21 protein-coding genes are annotated in these 22506 nt (G+C 35.7%); 18 read left to right on the top strand and 3 right to left on the bottom strand.

Going from position 1 to position 22506, the window contains the following annotated elements:
* The first annotated feature begins 155 nt into the window (after positions 1 to 155).
* A complete protein-coding gene (locus tag BMX10_RS05515) occupies positions 156 to 1460 on the top strand; it encodes an L-cysteine desulfidase family protein (RefSeq protein WP_090440589.1) in 1305 nt (434 codons plus the stop codon).
* Positions 1461 to 1555: 95 nt separating this feature from the next.
* On the opposite strand, the gene BMX10_RS05510 is transcribed toward BMX10_RS05515, so the two are convergent.
* On the bottom strand, positions 1556 to 1792 hold the full coding sequence (locus tag BMX10_RS05510) for a hypothetical protein (protein ID WP_090440586.1): 237 nt from the start codon (positions 1790 to 1792) through the stop codon (positions 1556 to 1558).
* Positions 1793 to 2179: 387 nt separating this feature from the next.
* Between BMX10_RS05510 and lepB the strand changes: the two genes are divergently transcribed.
* Positions 2180 to 2797 (top strand): signal peptidase I, encoded by a 618-nt coding sequence (lepB, locus tag BMX10_RS05505; protein ID WP_090440583.1) that lies wholly within the window; start codon positions 2180 to 2182, stop codon positions 2795 to 2797.
* Between the two features lie 105 nt (positions 2798 to 2902).
* On the opposite strand, the gene BMX10_RS05500 is transcribed toward lepB, so the two are convergent.
* A complete protein-coding gene (locus tag BMX10_RS05500; RefSeq protein ID WP_090440580.1) occupies positions 2903 to 3643 on the bottom strand; it encodes a class I SAM-dependent methyltransferase in 741 nt (246 codons plus the stop codon).
* Between the two features lie 564 nt (positions 3644 to 4207).
* Between BMX10_RS05500 and BMX10_RS05495 the strand changes: the two genes are divergently transcribed.
* Together BMX10_RS05495 and BMX10_RS05490 are read left to right on the top strand one after the other, a co-directional pair.
* Positions 4208 to 4396, top strand: coding sequence for a DUF2000 family protein (locus BMX10_RS05495; RefSeq protein WP_208976109.1), 189 nt, complete (start codon positions 4208 to 4210; stop codon positions 4394 to 4396).
* 101 nt (positions 4397 to 4497) lie between these two features.
* Positions 4498 to 5109 carry a superoxide dismutase gene (locus tag BMX10_RS05490; RefSeq protein ID WP_090440574.1) on the top strand — a complete coding sequence of 204 codons (612 nt, stop codon included), beginning with the start codon at positions 4498 to 4500 and terminating at the stop codon, positions 5107 to 5109.
* Between the two features lie 421 nt (positions 5110 to 5530).
* Here the strand turns inward: BMX10_RS05490 and BMX10_RS05485 are convergent, their stop codons facing one another.
* Positions 5531 to 7120 (bottom strand): ABC-F family ATP-binding cassette domain-containing protein, encoded by a 1590-nt coding sequence (locus tag BMX10_RS05485; protein WP_090440571.1) that lies wholly within the window; start codon positions 7118 to 7120, stop codon positions 5531 to 5533.
* 187 nt (positions 7121 to 7307) lie between these two features.
* Here BMX10_RS05485 and BMX10_RS05480 point away from each other — a divergent pair, with 187 nt between their 5' ends.
* The 14 genes from BMX10_RS05480 (at position 7308) to BMX10_RS05415 (ending at position 22505) form a co-directional block, all read left to right on the top strand.
* Positions 7308 to 8186, top strand: coding sequence for a helix-turn-helix domain-containing protein (locus tag BMX10_RS05480; protein WP_090440569.1), 879 nt, complete (start codon positions 7308 to 7310; stop codon positions 8184 to 8186).
* An 83-nt stretch (positions 8187 to 8269) separates the two neighbouring features.
* Entirely contained in the window at positions 8270 to 9115 is an 846-nt protein-coding gene (locus BMX10_RS05475; RefSeq protein ID WP_090440566.1) for an SDR family NAD(P)-dependent oxidoreductase, read from the top strand.
* Positions 9116 to 9686: 571 nt separating this feature from the next.
* Positions 9687 to 11597, top strand: coding sequence for a ribosomal protection-like ABC-F family protein (gene abc-f / locus BMX10_RS05470; RefSeq protein WP_090440563.1), 1911 nt, complete (start codon positions 9687 to 9689; stop codon positions 11595 to 11597).
* Positions 11598 to 11714: 117 nt separating this feature from the next.
* Positions 11715 to 12581: an AraC family transcriptional regulator gene (locus BMX10_RS05465; protein WP_090440558.1), complete on the top strand. Its 867-nt coding sequence runs from the start codon at positions 11715 to 11717 to the stop codon at positions 12579 to 12581.
* A gap of 165 nt (positions 12582 to 12746) precedes the next feature.
* Entirely contained in the window at positions 12747 to 14102 is a 1356-nt protein-coding gene (locus BMX10_RS05460) for an MATE family efflux transporter (protein WP_170834699.1), read from the top strand.
* A 170-nt stretch (positions 14103 to 14272) separates the two neighbouring features.
* Positions 14273 to 15091, top strand: a complete 819-nt coding sequence (locus BMX10_RS05455) for a helix-turn-helix domain-containing protein (RefSeq protein WP_090440552.1) — start codon at positions 14273 to 14275, stop codon at positions 15089 to 15091.
* Positions 15092 to 15172: 81 nt separating this feature from the next.
* A complete protein-coding gene (locus tag BMX10_RS05450) occupies positions 15173 to 15487 on the top strand; it encodes a hypothetical protein (RefSeq protein WP_090440549.1) in 315 nt (104 codons plus the stop codon).
* Between the two features lie 201 nt (positions 15488 to 15688).
* Positions 15689 to 16594 carry a hypothetical protein gene (locus BMX10_RS05445; protein ID WP_090440546.1) on the top strand — a complete coding sequence of 302 codons (906 nt, stop codon included), beginning with the start codon at positions 15689 to 15691 and terminating at the stop codon, positions 16592 to 16594.
* A gap of 12 nt (positions 16595 to 16606) precedes the next feature.
* On the top strand, positions 16607 to 17413 hold the full coding sequence (locus tag BMX10_RS05440; protein ID WP_090440541.1) for an alpha/beta fold hydrolase: 807 nt from the start codon (positions 16607 to 16609) through the stop codon (positions 17411 to 17413).
* 30 nt (positions 17414 to 17443) lie between these two features.
* Complete coding sequence (locus tag BMX10_RS05435) at positions 17444 to 18322, top strand: SDR family NAD(P)-dependent oxidoreductase (RefSeq protein WP_090440538.1); 879 nt, start codon at positions 17444 to 17446, stop codon at positions 18320 to 18322.
* A 71-nt stretch (positions 18323 to 18393) separates the two neighbouring features.
* A complete protein-coding gene (locus BMX10_RS05430) occupies positions 18394 to 18855 on the top strand; it encodes a hypothetical protein (protein WP_090440535.1) in 462 nt (153 codons plus the stop codon).
* Between the two features lie 737 nt (positions 18856 to 19592).
* Positions 19593 to 20672: an NAD/NADP octopine/nopaline dehydrogenase family protein gene (locus BMX10_RS05425; RefSeq protein ID WP_090440532.1), complete on the top strand. Its 1080-nt coding sequence runs from the start codon at positions 19593 to 19595 to the stop codon at positions 20670 to 20672.
* Positions 20673 to 21057: 385 nt separating this feature from the next.
* Positions 21058 to 21507: a GNAT family N-acetyltransferase gene (locus BMX10_RS05420; protein WP_090440529.1), complete on the top strand. Its 450-nt coding sequence runs from the start codon at positions 21058 to 21060 to the stop codon at positions 21505 to 21507.
* 32 nt (positions 21508 to 21539) lie between these two features.
* Positions 21540 to 22505: an AraC family transcriptional regulator gene (locus BMX10_RS05415; protein WP_090440526.1), complete on the top strand. Its 966-nt coding sequence runs from the start codon at positions 21540 to 21542 to the stop codon at positions 22503 to 22505.
* Position 22506: the final 1 nt, after the last annotated feature.

Raw genomic sequence — 22506 nt, 5'->3', positions numbered from 1 at the left:
ACGATTTCTCCTTTTGAGACTGTTTTTCAGCATTGCATTCTCATTATGAGACAGAATCTCCAAATAATAGTTGTTTTCTAAGGGCCACAATTGGCATGATAATTGCTTCTCATTAGAGATAAATAAAAATCATCATGAAATTGGGGTGCATAAAAATGGAACTAAAAGAGTTAATTATAGATACATTAAAAGAAGAAGTGGTGCCAGCCATGGGATGCACAGAGCCTGTGACGGTAGCATTAGCCTGTGCAAAGGCTAGAGAGTTAACAAGTTCTACAAATATCAAAATGGTAGAAGTGTTGGTTTCACCTAACATTTATAAAAATGGAGTTGCTGTAGGGGTACCTCATACAGGAGAGGTGGGGCTTGATATTGCTGCTAGCTTAGGAATTGTATGGGGTGAAAGCAGAAAAGGACTGCAAGTGTTGGAGGGAGCAAAAGCAAGGGATGTGGAGAAGGCTAAGAATCTGCTGAAGCAGGGAAAAATTTCTGTGGGAATAGAGGATACAAAGGAAAAGGTTTGTATCAAAGTAAAACTATATACAGATGAAGAAGTGATAAAGGTTGTTATAGCAGGAAGACATGATGAATTTGTTTATTTAGAAAAAGCAGGAAAGGTACTATTAAATAAGGATAGAGAAACCACACAAAAAGAAGATAAGAAAAGACTTCTATGGAATTTAAAAATAGAGGATATAATAAGAGCTATAGAAGAAATAGAGTATGAAAAGCTTCTATTCCTATTGGAAGGCATGGAAATGAATGAAAAAATAGCCCTAGCTGGATTAGAGAAAGAAGTAGGCATGGGTGTAGGAAAAACGATTTATAACAATATAAAAAAAGGTATTCTATCGGATGATTTAATGAACCATTCTATGATGTTGACGGCTGCAGCTGCAGATGCTAGAATGTCAGGAATAACAATGCCGGTAATGAGCAGTAATGGAAGCGGTAATAATGGACTAACAGCTGTATTACCAATTATAGCCTATAGCAAAAAATATCCTGCTGGAGAAGAAAAGTTGGCTAGGGCATTGGCAATTAGTCACATGATCAATGGCTATATTAAACATTATATAGGAAGGCTTTCAGTACTATGCGGTTGCGCTGTTTCTGCCGCTACTGGAGGAGCAGTAGCTATAACATGGTTAATGGGTGGAGATTACACGCAAATGGATGGAGTGATAAAAAACATGCTGGCAAATATCACCGGCATGGTTTGTGATGGTGCAAAGGCAGGATGCGCATTGAAGCTTTCATCCTCTGCATCTGCTGCGATTCAGGCAACGATACTGGCAATAAATAATCAAATTGTACCTGCTGGAGATGGAATTATTGCTGAGACAGCAGAAGCTACAATAAAGAATTTAAAAATATTATGTGATGAAGGAATGAAGCTTACCGATAGTGTGATTATAGGAATGATGGGAAAAGAAAGCTACTCCAAGGTGGCCCATTAATATTAATGCTTCTTTATTAGTAAATCACTGATTTAGTTAGCTTATTTAACAAACACAACAGGTATAAAAAATGGTAGAAATATAAAGGCCTCTTTTTATTCTTTTTTTCTGCTAAAGGGTAGGGTATCAATTCTTTTATTGATTTCCTTTATACTATTCTTATGACTAGCAAGGTCTTCTGTCAAATCTGCGAAACCAACGTTCATACCATCAATATTGGTTTGGAGATGATAGTTAAATTCTGAGAAATCTTTTGTGTTTTCACTAATCTTTTGCAAAGACTGATTAAATTGATTAATAATAATAGACAACTCATTTGATGTTTTTGTCATACTCTCTGCTGCTGCCACAGTCTGAGTTTAGTGAGTGAAATTTATATTTATTTCAAAGATTTTCTCTATGAAAATACAGATGCAAAAAATATTAAATATGATACAATAAGTTTAGCATAAGACTATATTCTATAATTCAGAGGCAGTCGAGATAGAACAAAAATTTTTTTTAGAATAGAAATGAAAGAATATGTTAGGCGCTATTGAAGCTGGCGGAACTAATTTTTTTTATACATATACTGATTTAAAGACCATAGGAATAGATTCTTTTTTCCTTAGGGATATAAATAAGAAATTCTCTTTTTCGGATTAAAGAGTAAAGACAAGCAATGTAAAAAGTTAATATATTATCAAAATCAATGAAATTTCAGAAAGGAAATGAATGAAATGAAAAGCAAAAGAATAATGAAAGAAATCTTCGATTGGGGAAGGACCCTTATTTTTGCTGTGCTGCTCTCGATACTAATCAGTGGATTTATTGTGCAGCCGTCTATAATCAGTGAAGCTTCCATGGAGCCAACCTTAGTAGGTCAGGATTCTTTTCATGATGATAAGGTTGGAGATCGTGTGATGATTTTTAAAAGTGTCTATATATTAGGTAATGCACCTAAATATGGTGATATCGTCATTATTGACAGCAGGGTTGACAGAGAGAGAACTTTTATGGATGAGATTATTGATAATCCCTTAATAAAAAGAATCATGAGGGAAAATAATGATAGACACTTTTGGATAAAAAGAGTCATCGGGGAAGCTGGAGATTTTTTGGAGTTTAAAGAAGGAACTGTATATCGTAATGACGCAGCCCTAGTAGAAGACTATATCAAAGAAGCTATGATCGGTGATTTTGAATCAGTATTGGTACCAGAAAATCATGTTTTTGTTATGGGAGATAATAGAAACATGAGTAGAGATAGCAGAGAAATTGGTCCTGTTCCTACGGAAAATGTAGTAGGAAAAGTTCTTTTTAGGTTCTATCCCTTTGATAAAATAAGTAAATATTAACATGGAGAGCTTGCTTAATTGTATAAGGCAGAACAAAAGACTATACCCATAGAGGGATAGTCTTTTGTTTAAATTCACTGAAATTATTAGAAGTAGCAAACAGATTTACTTGGACATAGCAAAAAAAACATAGCCATACTCAGAGAAACATTTATAGTACAAATCAATTTCTGCTTGTAGTGTATCAATAACCTCTTTTGCAACTTCATTGTCTTTATATTTTTCTCGCATGATATGGAGATTATTTTGTAAAGGAGAAAAATAATGCTCCGTCCAATCAGTAACAGGGGTAGTAAAATGAGATTGATAATGATAGCCTGCAGCTTTAATTTGCTGTATTTTATTTTCTAGGGTATCAATCTCTGGGTATTCCTTCTGCCAAAAATCATAGGCCTCCTTTGATGGATGGTCAGTAAGCCAGATGACTTCACTGCAAATAAGATATCCATCCTTCTTAAGAAACCTCTTCCAATCTCTAAGAGCCTTTTCAAATCCAGCGATATAAATAGCACCTTCAGACCAGATGAGGTGGAAGGAATCTTCCTCAAAATCCATTTCAAACATAGAAAGACACTTCCCTATTACCCTGTCAGAGAATCCATATCTCTTTGCCGATTGATTAAGGCTTTCGATATAAGGCGCATGGTTATCTATTGCAACAATAGAGGCATTGGGCAATGCTCCTGCCAGCAACAGGGTATGAATACCATTACCACAGCCAACATCTAAAATTCTAATAGGCTCTTCTGCCTTATCAAACATAGCGATAGCCTTTAACGTTGATTCTTTGCTACCAGGACCAAGCCTGGTTAAGCCATCAAAGGCTTCAAAAAAATATTTTTCCATTTTATAACCCTCCAGTTAATTAGTTTTTACTGGAATGGCAGGAGGGCAGACATAAAAGATTATATAGCAAATCCCTCCTGCCTTAATACCGACTCATTTTTACTATGTATCAACATAAAATACACCCTTTCTAGTATTGTTAATATTTAGTATATCCTATGACAAAGGTACTGTCTATATTAGGTTTGTAAGGACTAGAATACTATCTAATCTACTGGGAAGGGATAAGTGTGTGACAAGGGGACAGGTATATTGTCCCAAATATAGTTAAATTATTTTAACAGAACCACTTCTTAAACCGAAAAAACCGCAGTTACAACGATAAGGTGAACCGTACCATAAAGGACAAAATTCTATTAATATTCCAAAAGCAGACCGAGGAGTAATAAAATCCCTCGGTTTAAACATGTATAGAATAAATTTATTATAGTGACACTTCTTATCTCAAGTTACGAAGGTGGATCAGATCATCAACAGTAAGAGCCACTGAAAGTCAATAACCTGCTGAAAAGGGTAAAGGCTTTAAATCAGGCAGTTCAGTATCAGGAGGATGGAAGCTTACCAGTGGGTATAATTGCAAACGCCACTGCAGCTTTAGGTATTAGTTTAGCTAGTGAAACAAGAAATTTGATTGGCAAAAATGTAGCAGATAAAGATGGTAGGATGCATGAAGGTAGTATAAATAGCCCTATTCCAGTATTAGGCTTATCTAAAGAAGAGATTTTTAGCTTTCAGATGAAGATAAAAAAATGAGGACATAACTAAGAAAGTTAATCGATAATGATTATTATTATCTTAATGGGGTAGATAATAACTAAGGAAACTTTAGAAATAAACCTTAGGAGGTAGAGAAAATGAAACACACATTACCAAATTTAGAATACGCCTATGATGCTTTAGAGCCTTTTATTGATAAAGAAACTATGGAGATACATCACTCAAAGCATCATCAAGCCTATGTTAATAATTTAAACTCAGCCCTTGAGGGGCATGAGGACTTCAAGGAGAAGGAAATAGAAGAGCTTATTGGTCTCTTGGAGGACCTGCCTCAAGAAATATATTGGGCTGTGAGAAATAATGGGGGAGGCCATTACAATCATAGTTTATTTTGGAAGCTTTTATCGGTTAATGGTGGTGGGGAACCTAAAGGACAGTTATTGGAAGCAATTAACAAAAGCTTTGGCAACTTTGAAGCTTTTAAGGAGACCTTTAACAAAGCAGCTGCAACTCGTTTTGGAAGCGGTTGGGCATGGCTAATCATCAACAAAGATAATCAATTGGAGGTAACTTCAACTCCTAATCAGGATAACCCATTTATGGAGGGTAATAGAATTCTTCTAGGGCTGGATGTTTGGGAGCATGCTTATTATCTAAAATACCAAAATAAAAGGCCCGATTATATTCAAGCATGGTGGAATCTAGTTAATTGGGATTATGTGAGCAAACAATATAGCAGCCTGGTATAGACTTCTATTCCTATAAATTTGTAAACACATTAAAACTAAAAAAAGAGATCTCAGTAATAAAGTGCCTTTAGTTAAGTAGATGATAGGCATCTTGTTGCTTATGAGATCTCTTTTTAAATTTAACCTACAGACAAAACAATTCCCTGAGCTGCTAATAACAATAATCTGGGCGCCATAACGATCCCTAATAACAGTTCTAAGGAAGACCTTGCATTAACAAAAGTAAAATATATTAGAAATAATGTAAAATATATTTGACATATTATAAAACAAGAAGAAGGTTAATTAGCTTTGATGTATCATGTGGATAGTATTAAAGTATCTTTAAATGGGAGGCTTCTTCTTCAAAGAATAAATAATAGTTTACAAATAAAAAAACCCTTAGAAAACACCAAAAATAAGTGCTTCTAAGGGATTTTCTTTAAGCTATTATAGTTTCTAAATATTCATCATAGGTCATTCTCACATCAGTCATTGAGGTAGGTGTAATTTCTATAATTCGATTGGCAATGGTTTGAATAAATTGATGGTCATGAGAGGTAAAAAGGACGTTGCTTGGATAATCCCTTAAGCTATTATTTAAAGCTGTAATAGACTCTAGGTCAAGATGGTTGGTAGGTTGATCTAAAACCAAAACATTGGCATTAGAGAGCATCATCTTGGAAAGCATACATCGAACCCTTTCTCCTCCTGACAGCACCTTCAGCTGTTTCAAAGCCTCATCCCCTGAAAAGAGCATTTTCCCTAAAAATCCTCGAATATATATCTCAGATTTTTCATCAGAAAATTGCCTTAGCCAGTCTACCAAATGAAGGTCAACGTTATTAAAATAGCTAGAGTTATCTTTGGGAAAATAGGACTTTGTAATGGTGACACCCCACTTGTAATAACCACTATCTGGCTCTAGCTCCCCAGTCAGAATTTTTAGCAGGGTCATATTCACAAGCTCATTAGAGCCTACAAAGGCAATCTTGTCGCCCTTATGAACAGTAAAGCTCACATTATTTAATAGTTTCTCCCCATCAATGGTTTTAGATAGCCCCTCTACTATAAGTATGTCATTACCTACCTCCCGTGCTGGCTTAAAGTGTACATAGGGATATCTACGAGTAGAAGGTTGAATATCATCAATAGTAATTTTTTCTAGGATTTTTTTACGAGAGGTAGCTTGCTTAGATTTTGATGCATTAGCACTAAAGCGAGCAATAAAATCCTGCAGTTGCTTAATTTTTTCTTCTTTTTTTCGATTTTGATCCTTCATCATTTGTTGAGCCAATTGACTGGATTCGTACCAAAAATCATAATTTCCAGCATATAGCTTAATTTTACCGAAATCTACATCAGCCATATGGGTGCAGATTTTATTTAAAAAATGTCTATCATGAGAAACCAAGATAACAATACCATCAAATTCGATTAAAAATTCCTCTAACCAACGGACAGATTTAATGTCTAAGTGGTTGGTAGGCTCATCCAGAATCAAAATCCCTGGCTTACCAAACAAAGCTTGAGCAAGGAGCACCTTGACTTTTTCAGAACCTTGCAAATCAGCCATCTTCTTGCAGTGCAAGTCTGTAGTGATTCCTAGTCCTTGAAGTAAAGAAGAGGCATCGGATTCTGCTTCCCATCCGTTCAATTCACTAAACTCTGCCTCAAGCTCAGCGGCCTTCATGCCATCTTCATCAGTAAATTCTTCCTTTGAGTAAAGGGCATCCTTTTCTTTAATGATTTCATTGAGTCTAAGATTACCCATAATCACTGTTTCAAGGACTTCAACATCCTCATATTGATAGTGATCCTGCTTTAAAACAGATACCCTTATTCCGGAGGGGATATGAACATCTCCAGTATTTGCCTCTATTTCACCAGATAGTATTTTCAGAAAAGTACTTTTTCCAGCTCCATTGGCGCCAATGACACCATAGCAATTTCCAGGGGTAAATTTTAAATGAACATCTTCAAAAAGCTTCTGTTCACCATAACTTAAGCTTAAATTTGCAACACTTATCACAACATTACCTTCCTCTACTAATAAATTCAAAAGCTTCGGCTATTATAACATAAATCCAATAGAATTACATCTGAAAAGCAGTAATTGGAGAAAATCTTGTAGAATTCCTTTGATTATAAGAAGGAGAATTTCTTATCCCCATAGAAAATAATGAATAACTATGGATAGAGTAAAGGATGGGTAACGGATGAACCTGTATGTTAAGTTGATTAATGAAGTAATAGACTATATCGAAGATAATATTCATAAAAAAATACCTCTTGAGGATATAGCGAAGCATTTCTGTGTATCGAAGTATCATTTTAATAGAATGTTTAAAACCGTCTCAGGAAGGACATTAAAGCAGTATATACTAGGGAGGAAGCTTTCTGAAGCTCTGAAGGATTTAAACAATAAAGATATATCCATAATAGAGGCGGCCTATAGCTTTGGGTTTGAGTACCCAGAAGTTTTCAGCCGAGCCTTTAAAAAGCAGTTTGGTGTTCCTCCTTCTGTATGTAAGGAGGTAAAGCTGGATGATGGTATAGTGGAAAGGGTCGTGGTTGTTGAGAGAGAAATAAATAATTACAAAGGCACTTTAACATTGAAAGGAAGCTGTACATATCTAAATGAACTGCAACTTCAAGGCATCTTCTTGGAGGTAGATGTCAATAAGGAGGAGTTCAAAACCTTGATGCAATCTAATGCAGAGAGGTTTTTAGCAGCTACAAAAGGAAATACAGGACTTTATCAGGAGAGATTTTATACTGTAGTAAACTGCCACCAAGAGGATAATGGTGAATATACGGTTTTTTATGGTATGGAAGGAAAAAGTCAAGAAGAAAGCTTTAAAAAACGCATTATACCTCAGGGTTGGTATGTAAGCTTTATCTACAATGGAGATATGTTTGACATCAGAGAAACCTTTATCGATGATCTCTATCGATGGATTATGGTAAAGGAGATAGAGCTTAACCCCAATGGGGTGGGCATGCTGAATATATTTGAAAAGAATTATCTAGAAACCAAAGAAGTTCAAATCCTTGTGCCGATAAAAAACCAATATAGACAGCAAGAAAGGTCATGAAGGAATCCTGAAAAAAATCTAATATAGATAGAGAAGGAAGGTTTTGAAAATATCTATATTTACTTTTGAGGGGAGAGAATTTCATGAAGAGTTTGAAAGGAAAGGTGGCCATTGTCACTGGAGGCAGCAGAGGTATTGGAAAGGGTGTTGCCCTTGGACTTGGAGAATTAGGTGCTATTGTCTATGTAACGGGAAGGACTGAGACTGGTGAAGGACTGCCAGATTTTCTAAAGGATACCAATATCTATAAAACAGCGGAGGAAATCACTGGGCTGGGTGGGGTAGGAATACCCTATAAATGTGACCATGCTAAGGATGAGGAAGTAGAGCTTTTGTTTAAGAAGGTTGTTGAGAAAGAGGGAAGAATCGATATATTGGTGAATAATGCATGGGGCGGAGGGGCCCATGTAATGGGAGGGTATTTTTTTAATACACCCTTTTGGCAGCAACCAGTGTCCTTACTGGAGGATCAATACACTGTAGGTCTCCGCTCCAATTATGTTGCCAGTAAATTTGCAGCTGAGGTGATGACAAAGCAAAAGCAGGGATTGATTATCAATATATCCTTCTTTGGAGGAAGGCGGTACTGGAACAATGTTGCCTATGGCGTATGCAAGGCAGCGGTAGATAAATTGTCTGCTGACACTGCCCATGAGCTGAAGGATTATGGCGTCTCAGTTTTTTCTTTATACCCAGGGAATGTCAGTACAGAAGGCATGCTTGAATATGCCAAATATGACAAAGGGATTGACATAGAAAAAATGGAATCCCCTCAGTTTATCGGGAGATGTATAGCAGCCTTAGCAACAGATGAGAAGGCTATCAAGGATACAGGAAAAATTTTGATTGCGGCAGAGGTGGCAAAAGCTTACGACGTTATTGATATCGATGGCAAACAGCCAGAATCCTTAAGGCAACAGCTGTGGTAAAGCTATTGTAATAATTTGAAATATATGTTAAGATATACAAGAAAACCAAAACCAGCCAGTACAGGAGGACCATATCATGAATATGAAGAAGTATGTATCCAATGTACCGGCAAATGGCCGTGGCCTGAGCTCCAGCAATGACCAATGCTTAAATAATCGGTGAGCGTTGCCCGGAGCTGCTGTCAGTTAGTAGCCGATGCCGGAAATAAAAAGCCAAAAAGATGGGAATCTATTAATTTAGGTAGATAAATATTGTTACTCTGTTGAAAAATATTGTTCCAAAGAGTCTTTTTGTTATGCTTTCAAATCTAGGCTTTAACTGACCATCAGGTATATCCCTTGTATGTATGTACCTGTATTTAACATGCTGATATCCCTACTACTGCATTTTTGATAGATAGGATATTTGTTGAAATGAAGCTGTGGACACAATCACTGTCGGCGGCTTTTTCTATTTATTCTGTATTAGGAATATTCTCCCTTTGGGTAAAAAAAGACCGCAGTAAGCTGAGGTCTTTTATTTTTTACTGAAAAACCTATTAACCAATGGAGCTTAAGGGAGGAATAAAAAATGAGTTTATTAGCACTTGAAAATATAATGAAGGAATATAGGAATCAATTGGTATTGAATGATGTGAATTTAAGAATTGAAAGGGGAGAACGGCTAGCCTTGGTGGGTCCTAATGGTGCAGGAAAAACCACATTGCTTAAAATTGCTATGGGACTTGAAGAAAGTGATAGAGGGCGTGTAACCATAGCAAGGGGCATCAAGGTAGGGTATCTTAGTCAGGAGCTGGAGGTTGTTGAATCCACGGCTAAAAGAAGCGGTGAAGTCCTTCATTATGAGAAAGTTTATCAGCTTGAAAAGAAGCTGAGGGAAATGGAAAAACAAATGGAGGAGGAAGGAACTAAAGCAAATGCTGCTTCCCATAAGATTTTAATGGCGAAGTATTCTAAACTTCTTTTGAGATATGAAGCTATGGATGGCTATATAATTGAAACAAAAATAAAGAAAATACTTCTTGGTCTGGGATTACGACAGGAAACCTTAAGCACTCCTCTTGACAAGCTAAGCGGTGGAGAAAGAATGCGGGTGACGGTTGCCAAGATGCTTTTAGAGGAGCCTGATTTGTTAATCCTGGATGAACCAACAAATCACCTGGATATCGATGCAATAGAATGGTTTGAAGGCTTTCTGAAAAAATTCCAAGGGGGAATCCTTTTTGTATCCCATGATAGATATTTTCTTAATAAGGTAGCAACAAGAATTGCAGAGCTGGAGAAAGGCAGTATTTGTGTAAGAAGCGGTAATTATGCAAATTATATAGAGCATAAAAATCAGCTAAGTCACTTTGTATTAAAGGAGCAAAAACGTTTAAAATGGACAATAAGAAATACCCATGAAAAAGTACAGGGCTTTAAGAGCAAAGGTAAGGTCAAGGCATCAAAAAGTAAAGAAAAAGAAATAGAAAAGCTGAAGAGAGAATTAGCAATCAGTCTTAATGAAAGGAAAAAGCAAGAGCATCTCTACAAGGCAGATGGACCAAAGATAAGCTTTAAGAAAATCAAACACCTTAGTAAGGATATAGCCTGGGCAGATAACCTCAGAAAAAGCTTTGGTGATGTAGCCTTGTTTTCCGGCGCTAGCTTCCATATAAGAGGTGGAGAAAGAGTAGGGATTATTGGTCCTAATGGCTGTGGAAAATCAACCCTAATCAATATGCTTCTAGGAAAAGACAAAGAATACGAAGGCTTTCTTAGACTTGGGGAATGGGTTAGATACTCCTACATGGGGCAGGAGGTATTATTTCAGAATGGAGATATGACAATCCTTCAATTGATTCTTTCTAAAAAGGAAATGAGGGAGAAGGGAGCTAAAGAATACCTGGCTGGGTTTCAGTTTTATGGGGATGAGGTGGATAAAAGGATAAAAGTCTTAAGCGGCGGCGAAAGGGTAAGACTCTATCTTGCATGTATGATGCTGGAGAATGCAGACTGTTTGATTCTAGATGAACCTACAAATCATCTTGATATGCAGGCTAGAGATGCGGTTGAAAAGGCCTTAAAGGAATTCAAAGGAACCATTATAACCATCACCCATGATAGATATTATCTGACCCATTGTGTCAGCAAAATACTGGAGATAGAAGGTGGCGGCATCAACACCTATGAAGGAAACTATGATTTTTATAAGGAGACTAAATATGGCAGTGATGAGGATGGGACAGAAGAAAAGAAGGCCGTAACATCCAAAACTCTAAGTAAAAAAGCCAGCAGTAAAAGACACAGTAGTGCTGAAGCTTTAAGTCCACAAAGGACTAGACAGGAAATAGAAGAAGAAATCATAATCCTTGAAGATAAAATGAAAGCAATAGAAACTTCCTTAAACAAATCAACACCTTCGGAAACCTATGAAGAATATAACCGGTTATTGAAAAAGGTTGAGGATTTGTATAGTAAATGGCATGACTTGATTATATGATTTGTTACTTCTATCAATGGGTAGTATCCTATGGTAAAATATTCTATATACACTTAGAAAAGCCATAGAGGGATAAAAGGGATTAAACGATAAGTTTTTTTTCAAAGGAGAGCCGAGATGAAACAAAATGAGTATATGATGAGAATTAATCAAGCCATTAATTATATTCATGAGCATATCGATAAAAATCTTACGGTAGAGGATATAGCGCAGCGCTGTTGTTTTTCTAAATACTACTTTAATAGGATATTCAAGTCGATGGTAGGGGAAAGCATCTATTCCTTTGTCAAAAGACTAAAGCTGGAAAATGCAGCCTTCAAGCTAAGAACAAGCCATCGGAAAACCTTAACAGAAATTGGCTTTGAAATAGGCTATAGTCCTTCTAACTTTGCAACCGTCTTTAAAGAATACTTTGGAATGAGCCCATCGGATTACCGCAGATATAATAATGTACCAATAAAAGATTCCTATAAAGAAATTATTGAGCATATTGCTAGCTTCAAAAAGCAAGAGGATTTCTTTCAAAGAGTTCAATCCAAGATTACAATAAAGAAATTGCCAGAGATGATTTTAGAATATCAACGATTCATAGGTAATTACTATGACATGAGCACTGCTTGGGAAAGCTTTTGCAGGGAGATGGAGAAAAAATATCCTTTAGAAGAAAATAAAATCTATTGTGGCATTTCCTATGATGATCCATTGATTGCCGACGAAAATAAATGTATCTATGACATGTGTGTGAAGGTAAATAAAGTGACAGGCATAAATACCCATAGGATACCAGCAACAACATACGCATGTTATTACTATAATGACAGCATTGAAAATCTAGGGAAGGCCTATAATGAGATTTTTGCTCTATGGCTGCCGTATAGCAAATATAGTATTGATAATAGACCACCAATAGAAATATATCTATCCCCACAGGATGAAGAAAACAAAATGAAAATAGATTTAAGTATACCAATAATAGAAGGTTAATGATGTGCACCGGAATAAAAATTCCGGTGCTTTTCATGTTTGCCGGGCATAAGAGACCAGATGTAAATTAAAGCTTTCGTCTATCTACTTATGGCACGAATTCAGAAGTTTTTTTCCATGAGAAGCTGTAGAATGAGAAGAAAATGAATGAGAGGAGACTTCAACATGAATACAAACATAAATAAAGACAATGTTCTTAAAACCTTTTTAAAGTACTCTATTCCCTGTGTCATCGGTATGTTCCTTACCTCCTTTATTACAGTGGTGGATGGCATGTTTATTGGATGGAAGATAGGAGAAAGAGGACTTGCAGCAGTAAATTTGACCTTGCCAATATTATATTTACTGCTAGGGATCACCATCATGGTAGGGGTTGGAGGATCTACTCTAGCTTTGCAGAGCTTAGGGGAAAAGAATCAAGCCAATGCCAATCAACGGTTTACCCTTACCTTAGTACTAAATGTAGTAGTGAACATGGTGATAATCATTATTGTAGGGTTAGCTATGAACAAAATTTTATATTTCCTTAATGCTAGAAATGAGCTTTATTACTATGTTAAGGATTATTTAGGAACAATGATTTTCTTTTATATCTTTATGATGATGAATATCACCCTAGCCATGTTTATAAGAGGAGAAGGGAAACCGCAGCTATCCTTACTATTTGGTATAGTAGCCAACGTCCTGAACATTTTCCTTGATTATCTGCTTATTATAAGGATGGATCTAGGCATGAGGGGAGCAGCCCTAGCATCAGGGTTATCTGTATTGCTTGCTTTTACACTAGGGGCCTTGTATTTTTTAACAGGAAAATCTCTATTTAAGCTAACGAAGATAACCTTTAATACAGAGGATATAAAAAACACACTCTACAATGGTTCTTCAGAGTTTATTGGACAGATGGCATTGGCCATAACCACCTATCTATTTAACTTTGTCATTATCAGAAGAATTGGAGTAAACGGGGTTGCGGCGTTAACTATTGTTGGCTATATTTCAATGATTCAATACATGATCTTGACAGGAATTGCCCAAGGGATTCATCCTCTCATCAGCTACAGCTTTGGAGCTAAGGATAGGGATACAATTTTTAAGGTACTGTCTATAGGGAGCAAAGCAGTGTTTGTGGTAGGAGCTGTTACCTTGGTTTTATCCTTTGCAGCCACAGAAGGAATTATAAGAGTATTTTCAAGAGGCAACAGTGAGCTAATCAACATTGCTAAATATGGCTTAAGAATCTATTCCATCGCATTTATCATCAATGGATTTAATATTGTTGCTTCCACGTATTTCACCTCTATTGGAGATGCCAAGATATCTGGAATCATTTCTTTACTGAGAAGCCTTGTTTTGATAAGCATGTTTATTTTTACCCTGCCCCACATTATTGGAGATACTGGCATATGGCTGACAACCCCATTGGCAGAGGCTGTAACCTTTGTTGTTTCCTATACTTATATTAGAAAATCTAAGATGTCAGCAGGAGCTACTGTTTTTGGATTTGGAAAATTTATCTGTTAATACAGCCGTTTCACTCCTAAGCAGAAAGAAGGATTACCTAGAGATTTATGGGTCAATTATAGATAAATACAAAAAATAATCACAAAAAAGTTGTACCTTTACGCTATAATAATAGTACAGAAGATATTTTGGATTAAGGTCATTTCAGTTTTAAGAAGGGGAGGAGCAGGATGAGTTTCTTAAATGTTAGGCGATATAAACCTCAGCATCCTATGCTGCAGGAGTTTATAAAATATTTCTGGGCAATAAAGAGCCATGATGAAACTGTGGTGCACCATAAGCTATTGCCTGTCAGCAATATTGATATCATCTTGAATTTTTCTTCCCCTATTAAGTATATAGCAGATGATAATAGGGAAATCATAGCTGATAAGGTGCATTTCAATGGTATCAGGGACAAATACTTAATGATGGATCAAAGAGGACCTCTAGATATTATCGGTATCTCATTTTCTTCCACAGGAGTATATCCCTTCTTAAAAATACCTTTGTCAGAATTTAAAAATAAAACCATAGGCTTGGACTGTCTCATGAAAGATTTTACTTCCAGAATTGAAGAAGTTAGGGGAGTTGATTCTATAAAAGAAAAAATAGATGCTATTGAAAAAGAGTTAGTGAAGATGGTGGATACTGGTCTTATTCCTAAAAAGAAAACAAAGCAAATCCTTCAGCAATTCTATATCAATGATGATGGTGATAGGATTCATGAGTTTTGTCGGCAGTATGGAATCAGCCAGCGACAGCTGGAAAGGTATTTTAGCAAATATATTGGCATAAATCCTAAGCTCTATCAAAGACTTACTAGATTTCAAAAAACCTTCAATACCATGATGCAAAATAAAGACATGGACTTTACCACACTGGCTTACGAAAATGACTATTATGACCAAAACCATTTTATAAAAGAGTTCAAATCCTTTACTGGAGCTACACCAACAGGATTTTTTCATGAGAAAAAATCCGTAAAGGAAATAATGAAAGTTACCTAGATGTCGTGTTTTTACTATCCATAAAGGGAAAGCAATCTTAAAATAATACTGAAGATTAAATACTTTATGGAGGTAGAAAAAATGAAGCAAAAAATTGCCACGGAGATTGTAGAATTTAAATTTAATCCTAACCTGTCTGATGAAGAATGCATTGGCATCGTAGATGAACTGGAAGTAAATTTTCATTCTAAACAAAAAGGTTTTATCGACACAGAATTAGCAAAAGGCAAGGATGGCAAATGGACCATGATACAGCATTGGGCTACTATGGAGGATGTAAAGGTGGTAGTAAAACTGATGATGCAGGAACCCACCACAGAAGCATTTCGTAAAGCCATCGATCCAACCACGGTTAAGATGCAGCTTTTAGAGCAAATCCATACCTGGAGTAAGTAGTAGCAAAGAATAGAAAAAGACTCAAGGAATACCAGTAACTGGTACCCTTGGGTCTTTTTTTAACAAATATATAAAAAAATCCATTGTAATAGTTGACAAACAAGAAAATAGAGAATAAAATGATAGCAAAAGATGTAATATATAAATACAAATTAACTATTACAACTATTACAAAAACACATGGAACTAGGAGGTTTTTTAATGGAAGGAAGAATTGCCTTAGTTGGAAGCTTTGCTACCGACTGGATTAAGTACGATAACTATCAATTCAAAACAACAGAGAAAGGAGAAACCTATATTCTGCCAACAGAGGATGCAGTATTTAGCATGTATAATCCCTTTAATGTAGCAGAGGATTTGCTTCTGGATTTAATACAGATGGGAGATAAAGCTTTAATGCTAGAGGGTCAGGAGAATAGTGAGGAATTAAAAAAGGAGTTATTAATCTTTGCTAAAAAATATGGATTATTTGGTTTCATCAGCTCTAGCGTCTACAATCGCAACGTGATTGGGGAAAGCAGTATGTTGATGATTGAAAACAATCCTATCACGAAAGAAAAGGTGATGGAGGGTAAGGAATACATTTATAAATTTATACCCTTTGTAGAAGACGGTGAAGTTGAATTTCGAGAATACAGAAATTATGTAGATGTAGTAAAAAGAGAGGATGCTCCTAAGTTTTATGGGAAAAGGCCTATTGTTATGGATTTAATATTTTCTAGATTTTATTCTGAAGAAATACATTGGATTCTAGGCTTTGCTAAAATGATTTCTACTCATTTTAATCAATTGCTTATGTATAGAAAGTCTTCCAGTTATCTTACAGAACAGGTTACCATTTTGGCAGGGAAGTTCCGTACAGAAAAGATTGGCTTTACCATCAATCAATTAGATAAGACTATCATTTCCTGGGAGTTTGATTCGCTGAAATCTACTATAGAAACCATCTATGGATTTGCCGTCACCGATGAAACTACCCTAGTAGATCGCTGTAAGCATTGTAATAATGCATTTATTGCAACCAACTTGAGAGCCAAATATTGTAGTCCAGCCTGTAGAAATCGTGCGAATGTCCAAAAAAGCAGAGAAAATGCAGCTAAGAAGTAGGAGGTTGATGTGATGTTAAAGCAAGAAGAAATACATGAAATAGACGGAGTGAAGTATAGTTTATCCATAAAGGGGGAGGGTCAATCTATCGTGTTGCTACATGGAAGCTACGCAAATAAAAAGACCTGGAATTACCAAGTGGAAGATTTTTCACAACAGTACAAGGTCATCAGCTATGACCAGAGGGGTTATGGAAAAACCAATGTTCCAACACGAGAATTCTCCTACTATGAAGATTTAAAAAGTATATTGGATTACTTCAATATAAAAAAGACTATCCTTGTAGCATCCTCCTTTGGAGGGAGTGTGGCCTTAGATTTTACTTTGAAGTATCCAGAATATGTAGAAGCTCTAGTACTAGTTGGATCTGCAGCAAATGGATATAAATATCCAGCAAGGATGATGCTGGAATGTGTATTAGATTATTTTAGAATGAAAATAAAAGGAATAAAATATGCTGCGAAAAAATTTGAAGAAAATAGCTATTGGAACTACTATATTCCTAAAGAACAGCAAAACAGAAAGAAATTTATGGAAATATACAAATCAAATACAGCCTTTTATCAATGGAAGCAGAACTTATATAAGCCTTTGGAGCCTTTAGCTATAAATCAATTAGAAAAAATAAAGGTACCTACATTGATAATAGAAGGAGAGTATGACCAAGACTTTAACAAAAAGGCTAGTGAGTTATTACATAGTAGGATTAAAGGGGCAGAGAGAATAGTGATAAAGAAATGCGGACACTTGCCTTATTTTGAAAAGCCTGAAGAATTTAATAAGATTGTACTGAAATATTTAGAAGAGGTAAGCAAATAGCAGAAAAGCAAAAAAATGGAGGAAATAAACATGGAAAATTTTCATAATAAGGTAGCTGTAATTACGGGGGCTGCCAGTGGTATTGGCAAGAGCATTGCCGAGAGATGTGCAAAAGAGGGGATGAGAATTGTATTGGCGGATATAGAGGAAGAAACCCTTTATAGAACGGAAAGAGACCTAAAGGCAATAGGTGCAGAAACCTTAGCCGTGGTAACGGATGTAGGTAAGGAAAAGGATGTTAATCTGCTGGCAGAAAAAACCCTGCAGGCTTTTGGTGAGGTACATCTATTATTTAATAATGCTGGTGTTGGTGGAGGAACAATGCTATGGGAGAGTACCTTAGCTGATTGGCAATGGGTGATGAATGTAAATCTGTGGGGGGTCATTTATGCAACTAGAAGCTTTGTACCTATTATGCTGAAGCAAAATAATGAGTGTCATATTGTAAATACAGCTTCTCGGGCAGGATTGGAAACGGGCCCATTTAATGGAATCTATCGTGTTACAAAGCATGCAGTGGTCAGTTTTTCAGAGACTCTATATCATGAGTTGAAGACCGTCAATACTAAAATTGGTGTTTCTGTACTCTGCCCTGGATTTGTTAATACACAAATCTGTGATGCACATCGCAATCGGCCAGAGAATCTGGCGAATCCTTTAGAAACTCAAAAAGCTACACCTGAAGGAAAGATGGTGGATCTAATGATAAGGGAAGCCGTAGCAGATGGCATATCTCCAGAGGAAGTAGCAGAAATAACCTTCAGGGCCATTGAAAAGAATCAATTTTATATTCTTACTGATACTGAAGCAAAAGGGGGAGTTAAACATAGAATGGCAGCTATAATCAATGGGGAAAATCCAGCAGCAATAATCCCTGAAGCGTTAAAAGTAAAAATGACAGTTCAATAAAAACCCTTGACCCGACTATAACTTTATAGTTTAAAATACATATAAATCTTAAAGTATAGGAGGGTTTTATCATGAAAGCATTTAAAGCTGAGAAAGAAGTAAGGAGGTTTAATCTTAGATTTAATGCATCTGCAGAGGTGATTTTTCCACTATTATGTCCAGAAAGAGAAAAGGAATGGATACCTGGATGGGAGTATGAAATGATCTATTCCAAATCTGGATTAATTGAAGAGGGCTGTGTTTTTAAAACCTATGAGTATGAAGTGGAGACGATATGGTTAGTGGCGAAGCATGATCAAAATAAGAAGGAAATTTTGTTCATACAGTTTGCTAAGGATTTAATCATAGCAGAGTTTTCTGTAGTCTTATCAGAAAATGAAGCAGAAACAACAGATGCAGCCGTTCAATATATCTATACTCCCCTAAACAAAGAAGGGAAGGAGTACATAGATAGAGAGCTTTCCCAAGAAATCCTTGATGAGGAAATGGGGAAAATGGAAATGGTAATGAATTATTATTTACAGAATAGTTAAGTCAATAATGTACAATAAAGAAATAGAAAATGCCTCCTAAAATCACTTTATGAAGAAGGAGGCATTTTGTTGCAATTTTAACAAATTAAAATCAATAAGGAATTATTGATATAGCTTGTAGACAAACCCTAACATTTTTAAAGCTACGTAAATCCGCTCAGGACCAGGGCAGGAATGAGCTTAAAGATAATCAGGAGTTTTCAAAACTCGCTTCGCTCAAACAGTTGAAAACTCTTATCTGATTATCTTACGCTCTTTTATTTTAACTTCGCTAATCATTTACTTAAGCTATAAAAATCGGGTTTCCAAGTAAGTTTCATACCTTGTCTTCAGTCTGATTCAATAAGAAATGATTGATAATAACTTGCGATTATGATATAATATTGTAAACATTTCAAAAATTAATATCTTACTTCTATTATTTTTTATTATCTATTCTAGATAAGATTAAAAAATCACCTCAAACCTTAAGGTGATTTTTTATGCAGAAAATCAAGTAGACACATTCTATCTACAATCTTCTTTAGCATCGAGAATGCTAACCCTTTAAATATCCTTACAAAACCCCAATATTTTATCAGTAAAAGTATTCCCATATATAGGATACTATTTTTTAAAATGAGTCCTCTTCATGAAAAAAGATGACCACATGTGAGACTGTATCAATAATTCTGTGCATCACAAAAAAAGGAGGTTTTATTAAAATATTATAACAAGAAAGGGAGTGTTGTTAGCTTATGAAAGTAGCTGTTTTAGGATCAGGTAATGGAGGATGTGCTGTTGCGGCAGATTTTGCTTTAAACGGCCATGATGTGTATTTATTTGATTTTGAGGAATTTCATGAGAACATTGATGCCATAAGAAAAAATGGTGGCATACTTGCAGAAGGAGATTTTTCTGGGTTTGCTGAGATAAAATATGCTGGACATGATTTAAAAAAAACAATCACAGGAGCAGATTTGATTATGGTGGTTAGGCCTGCCTTTGGCACAGAGATATTTGCAAAAGCGGCTAAGGACTATATTGAAAAAGGTCAAAAAATCGTGATTTGTCCAGGATCCTGTGGAGGAAGTCTTCTCTTTAAAAAAGCACTAGGGTTAGAGCTAGAAGACGATTCTGTCATTGTAGCAGAAACATCTACACTCCCCTATGCCTGTAGAGTCATTGAAGCAGGAAAAGTATTTACCTATATAAAATTGGTAGGAGGTATTTATTTAGCTGCTATTCCATCAAGGCTTACTAAGGAAGTTTTTGAAGTCCTAAAAGGAGTTTATCCAGGAATAGTCCAAGCTAAAAACGTACTTCAAACAACATTACAAAATGGCAATCCTGTTATCCACCCTGCAGTAACCCTGCTGAATGCTGCATTGGTTGAAAGAAAAAAAGGGGATTTCTATTTTTATGAAGAGGGGATTACCCCTAGTGTCGGTAGATTAATGGAAGCAGTAGATAAAGAAAGGATCGAGATTGGAAAAAGGTTAGAAATAGAAATAGTTCCAAATCCAGTTTTAGGATTAGTTCAAGGATATATGCAGGAAGGTAATTATGATACAGGCTATAGTAAAGGAAAAGGATTTCAAGGAATCAAAGCCCAGAGTAAGCTTGATAACCGATATCTCAACGAAGATGTAGGCTATGGTCTTGTATTTATGTCTGAATTAGCTAAACAAATCGGAGTAGAAACACCCATCATGGATTCAATTATCAACATTGCTTCTGTAATCATAAAGAAGCAATACAGAGAAATGAAAAGTAGAACACCAGAAACACTAGGATTAAGTAAGTATACAGTAGAAGAATTAATCAATGTGTTATAGTCAAAATCAAGTAGCATTTTAGAGGAGGGAAGATTCTTCTTAATTTATATCATTACCTATAAATTTAATAGCAATGATTAAAAGCCATTTTCTTAATGTTAAAGCATTTAGGAAAGTGGCTTTTGTTAATAAAGACTCTTTTGTAAAGGAATACGCTTGTATAAACAAGCTTACTCAAAATGGCAATCCGATAAATTAAGAAGAAAGCAATAGTAGCTTCTAAAGCTATAGTCTAAAAGACCATATTTATATAACAAAAAATATGAAATATATAGAGGAATTTACAATAATTTGAAGAATATTTTAGCAAATATAAGAAGTGTAAATTTTACTTTATAGAGGACCCCATGAGTTAGTACTAGTAAAATAAAAGGAGATGATTTAATTGAACTATTGCATGAAAGTAATTGATAAGTCTGAGATTAAATTGGTAAAGTCATTATGGGAGAAGTTAAATCGATTGCATTTAGAGGATGCTCAATATTTTAAAGAACATTATAAGAATTTCACCTTTGAAAAACGCAGTGAAAAATTTATGGATATAGAGGATAACAATATTCGGATAGAGTTAATTACCGACAACCAAACCCCTGTTGGCTATTGTATTTCTACAATAGAAAAAGGTGTTGGAGAGATAGATTCTATGTTTATTGAAGAAAAGTATAGAAAATATAGATTTGGCAGCAAACTGATAGAGAACAGTCTAAAGTGGCTAAAGGAAAATGATTGTAGCAAAATACAAGTTGCTGTTGCAGAAGGACATGAAGCTGTATTTGGCTTTTATCAAAAACACGGACTTTATCCAAGAATGACCTATCTCCAGCTAAAGGAGTAAAGGGTAAAATCAACTGTAAGGGAGAGATATAGGTGGAGGATGATAGAAGAAACATAGTAAGAGAGGAGTATATAGCTAGAATCAATAGCGTTCAAGACTATATAGAAGCAAATTTTTCAGAGGAATTTTCCTTGAAAAAGCTTGCAGAAATTGCTAATTTTTCTCCATATCATTTTCACAGGATTTTTTCCATCATGACGGGAGAAACCTTGTTTCAATTTATACAAAGAATTCGGCTGGAAAAGGCCGGTTTTTTACTTTTAGCTAACCCTAAAACACCTATTATAGAGATTGCTTTGGAATGCGGTTTTTCAAATCAAGCCTCCTTTGCCAAGGCGTTTAAAAACCATTTTAACATGAATGCCAGCAAATTCAGAGAAGAAAGATTACAAGAAATAGAACTGAAGTCTACGCCAGAAAGCAATATGGGAAAAGTGTTCTGTCAAGGAATAAATTATAATGGCACTATAAAAGGAAAACAGTGTTGTATAACAGAGGTAACTCTAGATACTTCTTTTTCAGTTGAAGTAAAAGAAATACCTGATATGGAGGTGGTGTATATCCGTCATACTGGCCCCTATAAACAGGATGCAGCATTATTTCATGCACTTTTTGAGAAATTATATCATTGGGGGGCAGAAAGAGGCTTGATGGAGGCTGATGAAATCAAATGGCTTACTCTATTTCATGATAAGCTGGATTTAACAGAGGATCATAAGCTGAGAATTAGTATTTGTATGACGGTGTCCAAAGGGGTTAAGGTGGATGGTGAGGTTGGCAGGACCACCATTCCAGGAGGCAAATATGCTGTAGGACATTTTCAATTACAGGAGGACCAATACCAGAATGCATGGAAGGCTTTATGCGGCCAATGGTTGCCAGAAAGCGGTTATCAGCCTGACGATCGTCTGTGTTTTGAGCTGTATCCAAAACATACCTCAGGAGATTTAGAAAATAGTCAGTACGTAGATATTTATATTCCAATTAAGCCTTTATAAC

This window comes from Natronincola peptidivorans (assembly GCF_900111615.1).
Taxonomy (GTDB): Bacteria; Bacillota; Clostridia; order Peptostreptococcales; family Natronincolaceae; genus Natronincola_A; species Natronincola_A peptidivorans.
This window is presented reverse-complemented; position numbering and strand designations above follow the sequence as displayed.

Bases quoted from the DNA above. Each gene is read 5' to 3' on its own strand.
- BMX10_RS05515 (WP_090440589.1), top strand. From the start codon at position 156: ATGGAACTAAAAGAGTTAATTATAGATACATTAAAAGAAGAAGTGGTG.
- BMX10_RS05510 (WP_090440586.1), bottom strand. From the start codon at position 1,792: ATGACAAAAACATCAAATGAGTTGTCTATTATTATTAATCAATTTAAT.
- lepB (WP_090440583.1), top strand. From the start codon at position 2,180: ATGAAAAGCAAAAGAATAATGAAAGAAATCTTCGATTGGGGAAGGACC.
- BMX10_RS05500 (WP_090440580.1), bottom strand. From the start codon at position 3,643: ATGGAAAAATATTTTTTTGAAGCCTTTGATGGCTTAACCAGGCTTGGT.
- BMX10_RS05490 (WP_090440574.1), top strand. From the start codon at position 4,498: ATGAAACACACATTACCAAATTTAGAATACGCCTATGATGCTTTAGAG.
- BMX10_RS05480 (WP_090440569.1), top strand. From the start codon at position 7,308: ATGAACCTGTATGTTAAGTTGATTAATGAAGTAATAGACTATATCGAA.
- BMX10_RS05475 (WP_090440566.1), top strand. From the start codon at position 8,270: ATGAAGAGTTTGAAAGGAAAGGTGGCCATTGTCACTGGAGGCAGCAGA.
- abc-f (WP_090440563.1), top strand. From the start codon at position 9,687: ATGAGTTTATTAGCACTTGAAAATATAATGAAGGAATATAGGAATCAA.
- BMX10_RS05465 (WP_090440558.1), top strand. From the start codon at position 11,715: ATGAAACAAAATGAGTATATGATGAGAATTAATCAAGCCATTAATTAT.
- BMX10_RS05460 (WP_170834699.1), top strand. From the start codon at position 12,747: ATGAATACAAACATAAATAAAGACAATGTTCTTAAAACCTTTTTAAAG.
- BMX10_RS05455 (WP_090440552.1), top strand. From the start codon at position 14,273: ATGAGTTTCTTAAATGTTAGGCGATATAAACCTCAGCATCCTATGCTG.
- BMX10_RS05450 (WP_090440549.1), top strand. From the start codon at position 15,173: ATGAAGCAAAAAATTGCCACGGAGATTGTAGAATTTAAATTTAATCCT.
- BMX10_RS05445 (WP_090440546.1), top strand. From the start codon at position 15,689: ATGGAAGGAAGAATTGCCTTAGTTGGAAGCTTTGCTACCGACTGGATT.
- BMX10_RS05440 (WP_090440541.1), top strand. From the start codon at position 16,607: ATGTTAAAGCAAGAAGAAATACATGAAATAGACGGAGTGAAGTATAGT.
- BMX10_RS05435 (WP_090440538.1), top strand. From the start codon at position 17,444: ATGGAAAATTTTCATAATAAGGTAGCTGTAATTACGGGGGCTGCCAGT.
- BMX10_RS05430 (WP_090440535.1), top strand. From the start codon at position 18,394: ATGAAAGCATTTAAAGCTGAGAAAGAAGTAAGGAGGTTTAATCTTAGA.
- BMX10_RS05425 (WP_090440532.1), top strand. From the start codon at position 19,593: ATGAAAGTAGCTGTTTTAGGATCAGGTAATGGAGGATGTGCTGTTGCG.